The organism is Arthrobacter sp. USHLN218 (genome assembly GCF_037144715.1).
Taxonomy (GTDB): Bacteria; Actinomycetota; Actinomycetes; order Actinomycetales; family Micrococcaceae; genus Crystallibacter.
Map to the genome: position 1 here is coordinate 294,183 of NZ_JBBCYT010000001.1, position 13,771 is coordinate 307,953.

Below are 13,771 nucleotides of genomic sequence, written 5' to 3' on the forward strand. Positions count from 1 at the left end.
CAGACCTCTGCGCCTTTTTGGAAGAAACGTTTGACCGGCTCCTGCACCCGTGTGCTGACCGCTGCCACGGTCCTGTCCGTGGCCGTCGGCGGTATTCTCGTGGCGCCGGCATCCGCCACTGAAAGCGCGCCGCAGCAGGCCGCCGAAACCGCGCCGGCCGCGCAGGGCACCGCCCAGCCGACCAGCAGCGCGCTGCCCGAGCCCGCACCGGAGGAGGCCTCTCCCGCCCCCGCCACGACTGTTCCTACACAGCCGGCGGCGCCGGAGGCCACCGTGCCTGCCGATCCGGCACCCGCCGAGCCGGCACCCGCGGCTCCCACCGAGGAGCCGGCCCCGGCCGAGGAAACCGACAAGGCCACGGTCGAGGACATCCCGCTGGATGAGATGACCCAGGCGCAGAAGCTGGCCCTGCTGGAAAAGGTGCAGGGCGAGCACGGCGCGGAGATGGGCAAGGGCCTGGAGATGCGCCGGGAGGCCGAGGCGGAACTGAAGACGGAGGAGGGCCAGGAGAAGCTGGCCGAGACCCTCGACGTCCTGGAGATCGACCGCACCGCCGCCGTCACTATCGCCGCCGCAACGGACCGGAGCCACTGGAAGCCCTCGGGCGTCCAGGGCATGGACGTCTCCGGCTGGCAGCCTACGGTGAACTGGCAGTACGAGTGGAACCTCGGTGCCCGCTTCGCCTACATCAAGGCCAGCGAGTCCACCACGTACAAGAACCCGTCCTTCGGCAACCAGTACACCGGTTCGTACGACGTCGGCATGATCCGCGGCGCCTACCACTTCGCGATCCCGAACGTCACCAGCGGCAAAGCCCAGGCGGACTACTTCGTGAACAACGGCGGCGGCTGGTCGGCTGACGGCCGGACGCTGCCGCCGCTGCTGGACATCGAGTACAACCCGTACCCGACGCTCGGCAACACCTGCTACAACATGAGCCCGTCTCAGCTGGTCAACTGGGTCCGCGACTTCTCCAACCAGATCAAGGCCCGGACCGGCCGCGTCCCCGCCATCTACACCACCGGCAGTTGGTGGAACCAGTGCCTGGGCTCGAGCACGGCCTTCAAGGACCACCCGCTGCACGTCGCGCACTTCTCCTACGGCAACATCACCTCCCCGTACCTGCCGGCCGGCTGGAAGCGGTTCGACATCTGGCAGTACAGCGAATCCGGCCCGTTCCTCGGCGACTCGAACCTGTGGCGCGGCACGCTGACCCAGCTGAAGGACTTCGCCAAGTACCCCTCCGGCGTCAAGCCGGCTGCAACGCAGACCCCGGCGCCGACACCCACGCCGGCACCGACTCCCAAGCCCATCAGCACCACTGCCACCTCGGCCGCGCCGGGCGACCTCAACATGGACGGCCACGCCGACCTGGTTTCCCGCCGCACCGACGGCTACCTGTGGTTCTACCCGGGCAACGGCTCCGGCGGCTACGGCACGCCGGTCCGGATCGGCAGCGGCTGGCAGGTCTACAACAAGCTGATCGGCGCCGGCACCTTCAACGGCGACCAGTACCCGGACCTGCTCGCCCGCCACAACGACGGCTCGCTCTGGTTCTACGCCGGCACGGGCGACGGCAAGTTCAAGGCCCGCGTCAAGGTAGGTTCCAGTGGCTGGAACTCGATGACCGACGTCGTTGTTACCGGCGACCTGAACGACGACGGCAGGCAGGACCTACTGGCCCAGCACACCAATGGGACTGCCTACCTGTATTCCGGCAAGGGGACGGGCTCGCTCGGCACCCGCAGCACCGCCGGCACCGGCTGGGGCAAGTTCACCCAGCTGATCGCCATGCAGGATTTCGACGGCGACCGGCGCGAGGACGTCGCCGCCACGCAGGCGGACGGCTCGCTCTGGCTGCTGCGCGGCAACGGTGCGGCGACCAGCTCCGGCAAGCTCTTCAACACCTCGCAGAAGATCGGCAGCAGCGGCTGGCAGGCGTTCCAGCAGGTGCTCGGCGTCGGCGACAACAACCGCGACGGCAAGAGCGACATCCTCGGCGTCTACTCGAACAAGACACTGCGGTTCTACGCCGGCACCGGCTTCTCGGAGCCGGAGGGCTACAAGCGGGCGGTTGCCAAGGGCGACCCGGTCTGGGACGAGTTCAGCCAGATGGTCGCGCCGGGCGACTACAACGGCGACGGCGTCGCCGACCTCATCGGTTCGAAGCCGAACGGCCAGCTGTGGTTCGCGCCGGGTGACGGCCAAGGCGGCTACGGCGCGCGTGTCCTGATCGGCAAGAGCGGCTGGCAGACCTACAAGCACCTGCTGGCGGTCGGGGACTACAACCGCGACGGGCGCAACGACCTGGCGGCCGTGGACAAGAACGGCGTGCTCTGGTTTTATGCCGGCACCGGCAAGGTGGGTTCCGGCAGCGAGGGCCTGCGCCCGCGGGTGAAGATCGGCAGCAGCGGCTGGGCCGCGTTCTCCTACCTGGAGGGCGTCGGCGACCTCAACCGCGATGGCAAGAACGACCTGCTGGCCGTCCAGCCCAACGGCAACGTCTACCTCTACGCCGGCCCGGGCACCGGCAAGAGCCACGGACCGCGCACCCTTATAGCCAGCGGCTGGACCGGCTACACCGGCGTCGCACCGGTAGGGGACTACGACGGCGATGGCACCAAGGACGTCGTGTTCCGCAAGGCCGACGGCACCATCTGGCTGCGTACCGGCCTGGCCCAGCGCTCCGGCAGCGCCTGGCTGTCCAGCGAACGGCGGATCGGCTCGGGCTGGAACGTCTACACCCGCGTGGTGGGCACCGGCGACTTCAACCGCGACGCCAAGGCGGACATGGTCGGCACCCGCTCCGACGGCTCGGCCTGGTTCTACGCCGGCACGCAGTTCAAGGTGTCACATGCCGTCCAGTCCGGCATCAACACCGACACGCTCTAGTTACACCAACCACTCACTGGCGAGGGCCTCGCCACGGGATCTCATTCCGTGGCGGGGCCCTCGTACGTTTCGCCTGTGGAAACCTCTCCACCAGGCGAGGGTAATCAGCCCTCGGGACCGCCGTCATCGTTCGGTTTGTCGCGGTGGTTGTGTGTGCTGCCGTCGCTGGGCTTGTCGTCGTGGTTCTGTGTGCTGCCGTCGCTGGGTGTGTTGCCCCCGCTGGGTGTGACGCCGCCGCTTTGTGCGGCGCGCTTGCCGGCCCTCTTCCTAGCGGCCTCCAGCTCCCGGTGCAGGGCGGCGTTGTCCTCCTCGAGCCGGAGCACTTTGCCCACGCCCGCCAGGTTCAGCCCGTCGCCGACCAGCTCGCCGATCCTGCGCATGCGGTCCACATCGTTCTGGCTGTACCTGCGCGTGCCGCCGTCGGTCCGCGCCGGCTCCACCAGGCCCTTGCGCTCATAAAGCCGCAGGGTCTGCTCGCCGACGCCGAGCAGATCGGCAGCGACGGAGATGCCATAAACGCCGCGGTCGGCGCTGTGCCGTTCTTCAGCCAATTCGTCCTCCAAAACCACTTGAAAGCAGGATACTCCCGAGTCATAATTTCTGTGTCGGAAGACATAGATAATCTTTCCGGCATCTACAAGAAGAACTGAAGGAGGCAGTCATGTTGATGAGGACAGATCCCTTCCGTGAGCTGGACCGCCTGACTCAGCAGGTCTTCGGGACGCAGGGCCGGCCCGCGGCAATGCCGATGGATGCATGGCGCGAAGGCGACGAGTTCGTCGTCGAACTGGACCTGCCCGGCGTCGATCCCTCGACGATCGATCTGGACGTTGAACGCAATGTCCTGACCGTCGGCGCCGAGCGCAAGTCGCGGGTGGAGGACCGCCAGGACGTGGTAGCGGCCGAGCGGCCGGCGGGCACCTTCAGCCGCCAGCTGATCCTCGGCGACACGCTGGACACGGATGCGGTCACGGCCAATTACGACGCCGGGGTGCTGACACTGCGCATCCCCATCCGTGAGCAGGCCAAGCCACGCAAGATCGAGATCAGCAGCAGCGATACGACACAGCAGATCAACGCCTGATCTGCAGATGGAAGCGGACACGGCCGGCGACTCCCCGGGCCGGGCCGAGGATTAGCGGCCCGGCCTGCCGTCCACAGGAGAGACCTGCACCGATCGGAGGGTCTATCGGTGCGGGTCTCTACACCGGACTCCGGCCGGCGTCCGCCGCATCAGCGAGGTTGCCATGGAAGAGCCGGATCTCTACGACATCCTCCAGGTTCCTTCGACCGCGGGCCCGGAGGACATCCGCCGTGCCTACCGTGCGCTCCTGCGGAAACACCATCCGGACATGCACAAACCGCGCGACGCCGTCGAAGCCCGTCGGCTGGCTCGGAACGTAGCGGCGATCCACCACGCCTACGAGGTCCTCTCGGACCCCCTCCGGCGTGCAGCCTATGATCGGTGGCGCCGCCGTCCGCAGGCCAAGCCGGTGCCGCGGGGCCGGAACATCCATGTCCGGGTCCACCGCAGCGGTGACGCGGCCGGCGCACCCGGGCCGACTCGGCCATCCGGGACGCCCCGGCGATCCGGGACGCCCGAGTCGCCCGCGGAGACCGAACCCGCCGGGGCGGAGCCGCCGGAAAGGGACGAGGTCTGGGTTGTCCGGGACGATCCGCGGCAGCGGCAGGACGGGGTCTGGGTTGTCCCGGACGATGTGCGGCAACGCCAGGACGAGGTCTGGGTCTCGCAGGCCTGGCTCCGGCCGCGGCAGGACGACGCCATCTCGCTGTGTCCGGAGGAATCGGCGCTGCGCCCGCCGCCCGACGTCTTCGAGCGCCTGCTGTGGCGCTGGTTCTTCCGGTAGCCGGGTAGCAGCCCGGTTTCCGATCGACACCCAAGAATCCCGTGAGCACTACAGAAAGGAGCAGGACCAATGTCCAGTTGGCGCCGCTATGACTACCACCTCTTCCCGATCTTCCACGAGAGGTTCGAAGAGCGCTGGGGGCCCGGGACGGCGCCCTTCCTGGACCCGAGCGTCTACGAGGAGGACCAGCCCCGGCCACGCGCCCAATGGATCAATGTGGACACAGGTGCCGCCGTCGCCGTCGTTCCCGTGTGGGAAGACGACCGCGAGCACCGCTCCTTCGCCGTGTTCTACCTGCCTCCGGCGGGCGGGATCTGGGCGCTTCGTCCGGGCTTCACAGATTACGTCGAGGCTGAGGCGAACGGCGGCTTCGACCAGGTTGCGCTGCGGAACGACTCGTTCAAGAAGGCGATCGCGCATGCCGAGGAATTCATCTTCGGCCACCGCCACAGCCAGGACTGAGCGGCCGTTGAATTGGGCTAGCGCCCAGGCACCGGGTGGCGGATAACTTCATTCGATCGCCCGGCTCCTGGCTTTGTACGCTGGGGCCGGCCGGATCTTGGGCGTCGCGGACGGCCCTGCCTCTACGCGCTGGAACCGTCCCAGCCTTTCGCGATCAACCCCGTCCTGATCTTCGCCACGGCCTCGCGCGCGCCGTGGAGCATGTGGTCGCCGGAAATCCGGATCTCGTCCCACCGGGCGGCAGCGACGTTCTCGGCCCGGCGGATGTCCCTGCGCACCTGCAGGGGCTGGGTGTGGGGCTCGCCTTCGTATTCGATGGCGAGCCGGTACTTCGGATACGACATGTCCGGGCTGTGCCATTCCTTTCCGGCGTCGTCCACGATCGGGCAGTTCAGGAGCGGCTCGGGCAGGCCGGCTCGGACGAGGGCAAGCCGGAGGCGGGTCTCGGGCGGGGAATCGGCGCCGACGCGGGCAAGATTGAGGGCTTCGCGGGCGAGCCGGATGCCGGGCTTTCCCGGATGGCGCTCGATCAGGAGGGCGAGCTCACCGAGAGTGCAGTGGGGCTTCCTCCGGTTCTCCAACCGCTGCCGGGGTATGCGGATCAGATGGTCGGCGACGACGACGAGCAGATCAAGGCCCGAGCATTCGGCCAGGTCGAGCCAGGTGCGGGCCCGCGAGGTGAGGAAGATGCCGTCCAGCTGCTGGACCTCATCCGGAAAGAGCCGCGAGCGGTGGCAGACGATGTTCTTCCGACGGATTCGGGCGGCTCCGGAGGGGCGCGTGAGGTGGATGGGCTCTACCGGGTAGCCGCCGCCGGAATCCGGAAAGTTCCAGATGGCGGCCGCGCTGGCGTGGGATGCGCAGCTGCGCTCGTTGATCCGGGTGTACGGCCTGAGCCGACCGGGGAAATCCAGCTCTGCATGCTTGGGCGACCGAATGCTGCGGCTCGTTTTCACGACAGTGTCGTTGCGCAGCCGGCCGCGGCTCAGACCTGCCTTCCTTCCGTCCTCGAGGGTGAAGGCTGACTGCTGCAGATGGCTGGGAAGCGGATATGGCTTGCGCATGCCGACAGTATGCCGACGCTGTCGGGTTCCTTGCAGAAGTTGTCCACAGCCTCATCCATTGGCCCGAAACGGCTCGATAGATCCTCTAAAGGGGTCGTTTCCGGCCAATCGTTTGTAGGGATGGGGCGGGCACGGGAGGTCGGGGTCAGGGGCTGGTCCAAAGAGGGGACGGGTCGGAGTGGACCCAGGGCGTCCGTGGGGAGCCGGCCACCGCCACAGCCATAGCCAAAACTGAGCGTCTCCTGAATTTGTAGAGGCAGGGTCAGATGAGGGCGCTGAAGGACTCGGCCTTCTCCTTGGTGCCTTGGACGATGATCTGGTCGTCGTCGTAGAGCACGGTCTGCGGGGTTGTGTGTTCCCAATGGCCGCCTTGGCGCTTCACGGCGACGATGGTGACATCGAACTTCGAGCGGAGCTGCAGCACCTCGAGGGGCCGGTCCTGGGCGAGGCTGGGCGGAGTAGTCCGGATCATGACGAAGTTGTCTTCGAACTCGACGTAGTCCAGCATCGCGCCGCGGACCAGGTGGGCCACGCGGCGGCCCATGTCATGTTCGGGCCGGATCACGTGGTGCACGCCGAGCTGCTCCAGGATTTCCGCGTGCGGCTCGCTGATCGCCTTGGCCCAGATCACCGGCTTGGCGAACTTGAGCAGCCGCGACGTGGTCAGGATGCTGGCTTCCACGTCCGTGCCGATGCCGACGACGGCCCGGTCGAACTCGTGCACGGAGAGCTGCCGCAGCGCCTCCTCCTTGGTCGAGTCGGCGCGGACCACGTGCGTGAGCCGCCCGTTGAACGCCTGCACGGTGTCCTCCACGGCATCGATGCCCAGCACCTGAGTGCCCTGCGACTCGAGCTCGAGGGCCAGCGCGCCGCCGAAGCGGCCCAGGCCAATAACGACGACGGAGTCCGCCTCCGCGATGCGGTCAAAGGAGCGTGCGGGGAAGGGGGTCCTAGCCAATCAACGGCCTCTCTTTCGGGAATTCGTACAGGATGGGCCGCTGCCGCAACGCCAGCGCGGACGCCAGCGTGACCGGGCCGAGGCGGCCGACGAACATGAGGATAATGAGGATCACCTGGCCCGCGGGCGGCAGGCCGGCGGTGATGCCCGTCGACAGCCCCACGGTTGCGAACGCGGAGACGACCTCGAACAGCAGACGCTCCATCCCGGCGTCGGACATCAACATCAGCGCCATCGTGGACCCGACCACCAGGGCAATTGCCAGCAGCACCACCGTCATGGCCTCACGATGCACCGACCGGGAGAGCCGCTTGCCGAAGATGTTGACGGCCCCCTCGCCCCGGATTTCCGTGTAAAGGATGAAGAACAGAACCCCGAAGGTCGTGATCTTCAGGCCGCCCGCGGTGCCCGCCGGACCGCCGCCGATGAACATCATGATGTCCATGCCCAGCCAGGAAACCGGGTGCATCTGGCCGATGTCGATGCTGTTGAACCCGGCCGTGCGCGTGATGACCGACTGGAAGAACCCGGCCAGCACCCGCGAGCCCGGGTCCAGCGCGCCGAGCGTCGCCTTGTTCGTCCACTCGACCGCGGTGAGGAAGACGGATCCGCCGGCCAGCAGCACGCCGGACCCCGCCAGCACCAGCTTGGTGTTCATGGACCAGTGGATCGGGCGCCGGTACTGCCGCGCCAGCTCGAACAGCACCGGGAAGCCGAGCCCGCCGACGATCACGGCGGCGCCGATCGGCAGGCAGATCCACGGATCCGACACGAACCCCATCAGGTTGTCCGAGTACAGCGCGAAGCCGGCATTGTTGAAGGAGGAGACGGCGAGGAACACACCGTTCCAAAGGGCCTTGCCGGGCGAGTAGCCGTAGCCGGCCATGAGGCGTGCCGTGAGCACCAGCGCCAGCACGGCCTCCGTGAGCAGCGAGACCTTCAGGACGCCCAGCAGGACCGTGCGGACGTCGCCGAACCCGGTGCTCTTGGTCTCTGCGGCGGCCGAAATCTTCGCCCGCAGGCCCAGCCGCCCGGCCATCAGCACGCCGAGCAGCGCCCCGAAGGACATCACGCCGAACCCGCCCAGCTGGATCAGGACCATGATCACGACCTGCCCGAACGTGGTCCAGTAAACCGGGGTGTCCACGATGATCAGACCGGTCACACACACCGAGGAGGTGGCCGTGAACAGCGCCTCCAGGAAAGTGCCGCCGCCCTCGCCCTGCTTCGAGATCGGCAGCATCAGCAGCGCGGTGCCGGCCAGGGTAGCGCCGCCGAAACCGAGGGCGATCACCTGCGCCGGGTGCCGCGGGCGGAGCCATGCGCCAAGGACGACGGCGGCGCGCGCCAGCCGTGCCAGCGCTGCGGTCAGCCGGGGGAGCCAGGGCCGGTCGGCGCGTCCTGCCATGCCGGCGCCCCGGGGCAGCTGTTTCCCCCGCACCCCGACGGCGCCGCGGGCCAGCTGCTGCCGGCGCGCCTTGCAGGCCCGGCGGGCCGGTGGGGCCTTGGCGGCCATAGGGTTCTTCCTTTCCTGTGCTGCAGATTGGAGCCCGCCCGGGTCCTGGGGCAGAGGCTGCCGGAGAGCGCCGGCATCCAAGGCTCCGGGGCGGCGCTGGCTGGCAGATCCGAGCAACTCGGCTCCGCCGCGCCCCGAACGCCGGGATGGCCCGGCCCCGCATCCGTTGGCCCCGCATCCGTTGGCCTCTCATCCGTTGGCCCGAAATGGCTCGATAGATCCTCTAAAGGGGTCGTTTCCGGCCAATCGTTTGCAGGGATGGCGTGGGGCGGCGGTTGGTGCTGGGTGGAGGGCGAGGTCGGGAAGAGGGGCTTGGTGTTGGGTGGAGGGCGAGGTCGGGAAGAGGGGCTTGGTGTTGGGTGGAGGGCGAGGTCGGGAAGAGGCGCTGGGTGTTGGGTGGAGGGCGAGGTCGGGAAGAGGGGCTGGGTGCTGTGTGAAGGGCGGGTGCTGGGTGAAGGGGCGAGGTCGGGGGAAGGACGGGTGTCGTGGTGAAGGGCGGGCGCTGGGTGGAGGGCGACGTCGGGAAGAGGGGGTGGGTGCTGTGTGAACGGCGAGGCCGGGGTCAGCCGACGTGGACGCCGGGGCGGCGGAGCGGGTTGGGCTCGTTCTGCCGGATGATCTCGCGCACCACCGGAGGGGTGTCGCCCTGCCCGAGGAGCATGTAGCGCATCAGATGGGTGAGCGGATTGCCCTCGGACCATTCGAAGTAGGCCTGCGGCATCACGCCGGTGGCGTCGCGCAGCGCGAACAGGATGGCGGCGAGGGCGTTCGGTGCCGCGGGGCTTTGCGCCCTCAGGATTCGGTGGCCGCCGGCCTCTTCGCCGCGCACGTACAGCGTGTCGCTGAAGCCGGAGGGGTCGTTGATCTCGATCTCAAGGAAGATCACGTCGGCCAGCCCGGGGACCGGGTTGATCCGGCGCTGGGTCGCCTCCTTGTCGGCATAGGCCCAGGTGCCGGTCGCCCGCGGTTTGTGCGCGATCAGGTTGATCCGGCCGTCGTACTCGAGGGTGTCCCGGATGAAGCGCCGGGCCTCGTCGTCGAACACTATGTGGTCGGCGCGCAGCTCCGTGGTCCGGGTGACGCGGGAAACCAACGAAATGGCGACGATGCCTCCGATGAACAGCAGCGAGATCATCAGGCCGTCCGGCTTCTCCAGGATGTTGTCCACGAGGGCGTAGAGGAGCACGAGCGTCAGGAGGGAATACGCGACGACGGGGATCCGGCGCCGGGCGGGGGCAGGCGGGGAAGGCTGCCGCTCCTGAGCCTCGCCGGGATGCCGGCCGGCCGGGGCGTCATCGGCCTGCCGGGCGGGGGAAGGATAAGGCGGGCCGCCGGTTGTGGACGGTTCTGTGGGGGAACCTTTGCCGGCGGCCCGCCAGCATGAGATGGCGACGGCGGCGGAGGCCGAAACCATCATGGCTAGTACGCCGGTGGCATAGGCCCCGGCCTGGGCGTTCACGTCCGCCTTGAACGCGATGGTGATGATGATGCTGACGCCGGTGTAGACCAGGACCACCGGCCGGATGGCGCGGCTCCATTCCGGGGCCATGCCGTAGGAGGGCAGGTAGCGCGGCACGATGTTGATCAGCCCGGCCATCGCTGATGCTCCGGCGAACCAGAGGATCAGGATGCTGGAGATGTCGTAGATCGTGCCGAAGCCTTCGCCGAAGCGCTCGTGCGCCAGGTAGGCCAGGGCGCGTCCGTTCGCCTCCCCGCCTTCCTGGAACTCGGCCGCCGGAATGAGCAGCGTGGTCACGAGGCTGCTGCCGAGCAGGTAGACGCTCATGATCGCGGCGGCGGAAGTCAGCAGGCGGCGGGTGTTCTTCACCCGGGAGGCCATCCGCTCGGCCGGGGTCGCGCCCCGGGAGGCGACCAGCGGCATCATGCTCACGCCCGTCTCGAACCCGGAGAGCCCCAGCACCAGCAGCGGGAACGCCAGCAGCGCCGGCAGGATCAGCCCGCCCGGGCCGCCGGAGCTCGCGGTCAGCGCCGTGGTCCAGTCCGCCATCACACCGGGGGTGGCAACGACGTCGTACATTCCCACCCCGATGACCACGGCATTCAGTGCCAGGAACAGCGCCACCACGGGGATCGCCACCGCCACGGCCTCGGTGAAGCCCAGCAGGAACACCCCGCCCAGGACCAGCAGCATCCCGATGGTTACCGGCAGCTGCTGGCCCTCGAGGAACTGCGGCGCCCGCGGGTTCTCCAGCAGGTGGACCGTCGCGTCGGCCGAGGACAGCGTGATCGTAATGATCCACGATGTCGCCACGAACCCCAGCAGGATCAGCACAAACAGCTTGCCGCGCCAGAACGGCAGCAGCTTCTCCAGCATCGCCACCGACCCCTGCCCGTGCGGGCTTGCCTGCGCCACCCGCCGGTACATCGGCAGCATCCCGCAGACCGTCAGGATGACAATCAGCAGCGTCGCCAGCGGCGACAGCGCGCCGGCGGCCAGGGCGGCGATAGCCGGCAGGTAGGAGAGTGTGGAGAAGTAGTCGACGCCGGTCAGGCACATGACCTTCCACCAGGGGTGCTCGTGCGCGCCGGCCTCGGCGCTTTCCGGCCCCACAGGCTGGACCCGGTGCTCCATGAGCCAGCGGGTGAACGTCCCGCCCGGCTTCCCGTGCCCGGTGGGGCGGGGGACGCTGGAGGGGACAAAGAACTGGGTTGAGGCACCCAAAGCGGTCTTCTTTCTGGTGCGGTGCAAGGGCTCCGGTTTCCGAAGCGATTGACCACACTACTCCGGCCCGGCAGGCCTGACGGGCGGTTTGGCGTTAAGAAAACATCAAAAATAACGACGGCGGGGGCCCGGGTTGCGCCGACAATGGAGCCATGGAAACAGGGAGCCGGGGGACCGGCGGCGAGGCCGGTCCGCGGGAGCAGGCCGGGCCGGGCGAGCGGGCGCGTCCGGGCGAACGGCCGCGGACAGGATTTAGGCAGCCGGCCGGCGGGGCGAAGGGCGCGGCGCGCGAGCCCGCCTCGGCGAAGCGGAGCAAGCACGTGCCGCAGGCCAAGCGGAGCGTGCGCGAGCGGGCCGTGGTCGGCCTGTCCGGCGGGCCCGAGGGGCAGCTGCTGGTGCGGAGGGCGGCGCGGATCCTTGCCGGGGGCGAGGGGACCGAACTGCATGCCGTGCACGTGCGGACCTCCCGGGCCGGCGGCGGCTCGCAGGGGGAGCTGGACCGGCAGCGCGCGCTGGTGGAGCGGCTGGGCGGCAGCTACCACTCGGTCGGCGGGACCGACGTCGCCGCGACGCTGGCCGACTTCGCCCGCGGCATCGACGCCACGCAGATCGTCGTCGGTGTCCCTATGCACGGACGGCTTCCGCTGCTGCGCCGAGGGGTCGGCGCGCGATTGCTGCGCCTGGCCGCCGGCATCGACGTGCACCTGGTCAGCCACGGGCAGGGCCCGGCCACCACGGCGGTTCCCAGGCCGCGCTCGCCGTTGGGCCGCGGCCGCCTCATCGCCGGGTTCGTGCTGGCGGTGCTGCTGCCGGTGCTGCTCCAGTTCGTGCTCGGCCTCTTCGAGCACGGCCATTTCGCCACGGACATGCTCGTCCAGCTGAGCGGCACTATTGCCGTCGCCCTCGTCGGCGGACTCTGGCCCGCGGTCCTTGCCGCCGTGCTGTCCAGCGCCGTCGTCAATCTCTCCGCCGTGCATCCGGTGGGCACGCTGGGCATCAGCGATCCGGAAAACGTGCTCGCGCTGCTCATCTTCCTGGCCGTCGCGATCGCCGTCTCCCTCGTCGTCGGGCTCTCCGCGCGGCGCAGCCGGGAAGCGGACGCGGCCGGGGCGGAGGCGGCGGCGCTGGGCGAACTGAGCCGCAGCACCCTCGCGCAGCACTACACGGTGGACGAGTTCATGGAGCGGATCCGCGAGTACTTCCAGAGCCAGGGGGCCGGGCTGTACGTCCTCAAGCAGGCCGGCGGGAACCCGGACGACCCGGACAATCCGGACGGTCCCGACGGCGCGGCCGCCGAAAACAGCGCGGCCAGCCGCTGGCGCCTCGCCGCCGCCGCGGGCAAGCCCGCCCCGGAACCCAGCGGCAACGACATCATCGAGCCGCTCGACCCGGAGCACACGCTCGCCCTGTCCGGCCGCCCCTTCAGCCAGGAGGAGCGGCACCTGCTCGCCGCCTTCGGGGCGCACCTGCTCGCCCTGCTCCAGCGGGAACAACTCCGCGCGAGCCAACGCGACATCGTCCGGCTCGCCGAGGGCAACCGGATGCGCACCTCGATCCTGCGGGCCGTCTCGCACGACCTCCGCACGCCGCTGGCCGGCATCAAGCTCGCCGTCAGCAGCCTGCGCCAGGACGCCGTGCAGTTCCCGCCGGAGGTCGAGGCCGAGCTGCTCGCCACCATCGAGGACTACACCGACCGGCTCGACATCCTCGTCGGCAACCTGCTGGACATGTCCCGCCTCACCGCCGACTCCGTCACCCCGCTGATCCAGCCCACCTACTGGACCGACGCCATCGGCGACGCGCTGCGCGGGCTGCCGGCGGAGGGCGTGCGCGTGGACCTTCCGGACAACCTGCCGCCGGTGGACGCGGACCCCGGGATGCTCGAGCGGGTCATCGCCAACATCGTAGAAAACGCCCTGAAGTACGCCGGCCCGGAGGTCGTCATCACCGGCTCCGCCACCGGCATGGGCAGCGCCACCGTGGACGGCAGCCCCGCCGGCGAACTGCGGATCATCGACCACGGCCGCGGCATCCCCGCCGACCAGGTGCTCAGCATGTTCCGCCCCTTCCAGCGCCTCGACGACAAACCCGCCGGCACCGGGATCGGCCTGGGCCTGGCCGTCGCGAAGGGCTTCACCGACGCGATGGGCGGCCGGCTCGCGGCGGAGGAGACCCCCGGCGGCGGACTCACCATGGTGATCAAGCTGCCGCTGTCCACCGGCGCGTGACACGAGTCCTGCGGCAGGCAGCCCCGGCAGAACGCCGGCCCGCCGCCGTCGTTAGCTTCCCGTCCGCGGCCGTTGCGATCCCGTAAAGATCCGGCCCTCA

Annotated in this window: 10 protein-coding genes; 5 read left to right on the top strand and 5 right to left on the bottom strand. The window is 69.1% G+C overall.

The genetic code is table 11. From position 1 onward, the window contains the following. The first annotated feature begins 30 nt into the window (after positions 1-30). Complete coding sequence (locus tag WFH44_RS01315; RefSeq protein ID WP_336711138.1) at positions 31-2,892, top strand: GH25 family lysozyme; 2,862 nt, start codon at positions 31-33, stop codon at positions 2,890-2,892. A gap of 104 nt (positions 2,893-2,996) precedes the next feature. Here the strand turns inward: WFH44_RS01315 and WFH44_RS01320 are convergent, their stop codons facing one another. Then, on the bottom strand, positions 2,997-3,443 hold the full coding sequence (locus tag WFH44_RS01320; protein ID WP_336711140.1) for a MerR family transcriptional regulator: 447 nt from the start codon (positions 3,441-3,443) through the stop codon (positions 2,997-2,999). A gap of 110 nt (positions 3,444-3,553) precedes the next feature. Here WFH44_RS01320 and WFH44_RS01325 point away from each other — a divergent pair, with 110 nt between their 5' ends. The 3 genes from WFH44_RS01325 to WFH44_RS01335 all read left to right on the top strand — a co-directional run bounded on the left by WFH44_RS01325 (position 3,554) and on the right by WFH44_RS01335 (position 5,222). Beyond that, positions 3,554-3,976: an Hsp20/alpha crystallin family protein gene (locus WFH44_RS01325; RefSeq protein ID WP_336711142.1), complete on the top strand. Its 423-nt coding sequence runs from the start codon at positions 3,554-3,556 to the stop codon at positions 3,974-3,976. Between the two features lie 163 nt (positions 3,977-4,139). Continuing rightward, positions 4,140-4,760 carry a J domain-containing protein gene (locus tag WFH44_RS01330; RefSeq protein WP_336711143.1) on the top strand — a complete coding sequence of 207 codons (621 nt, stop codon included), beginning with the start codon at positions 4,140-4,142 and terminating at the stop codon, positions 4,758-4,760. Positions 4,761-4,829: 69 nt separating this feature from the next. Continuing rightward, positions 4,830-5,222, top strand: coding sequence for a hypothetical protein (locus WFH44_RS01335; protein ID WP_336711145.1), 393 nt, complete (start codon positions 4,830-4,832; stop codon positions 5,220-5,222). Positions 5,223-5,344: 122 nt separating this feature from the next. On the opposite strand, the gene WFH44_RS01340 is transcribed toward WFH44_RS01335, so the two are convergent. The 4 genes from WFH44_RS01340 to WFH44_RS01355 all read right to left on the bottom strand — a co-directional run bounded on the left by WFH44_RS01340 (position 5,345) and on the right by WFH44_RS01355 (position 11,443). Further along, the gene (locus WFH44_RS01340; protein ID WP_336711147.1) at positions 5,345-6,286 is read right to left on the bottom strand and encodes a hypothetical protein; all 942 of its coding nucleotides are present in this window, start codon (positions 6,284-6,286) and stop codon (positions 5,345-5,347) included. Positions 6,287-6,548: 262 nt separating this feature from the next. Further along, positions 6,549-7,244 carry a potassium channel family protein gene (locus WFH44_RS01345; protein WP_336711150.1) on the bottom strand — a complete coding sequence of 232 codons (696 nt, stop codon included), beginning with the start codon at positions 7,242-7,244 and terminating at the stop codon, positions 6,549-6,551. Continuing rightward, positions 7,237-8,760, bottom strand: a complete 1,524-nt coding sequence (locus WFH44_RS01350; RefSeq protein ID WP_336711153.1) for a TrkH family potassium uptake protein — start codon at positions 8,758-8,760, stop codon at positions 7,237-7,239. The genes WFH44_RS01345 and WFH44_RS01350 overlap by 8 nt, the downstream gene beginning before the upstream one ends. Before the next feature lie 562 nt (positions 8,761-9,322). Then, positions 9,323-11,443: an amino acid transporter gene (locus WFH44_RS01355; protein ID WP_336711155.1), complete on the bottom strand. Its 2,121-nt coding sequence runs from the start codon at positions 11,441-11,443 to the stop codon at positions 9,323-9,325. Positions 11,444-11,595: 152 nt separating this feature from the next. On the opposite strand from WFH44_RS01355, the gene WFH44_RS01360 reads away from it, so the two are divergent. Next, positions 11,596-13,671: an ATP-binding protein gene (locus tag WFH44_RS01360; protein WP_336711156.1), complete on the top strand. Its 2,076-nt coding sequence runs from the start codon at positions 11,596-11,598 to the stop codon at positions 13,669-13,671. The last annotated feature ends 100 nt before the right edge of the window (positions 13,672-13,771 follow it).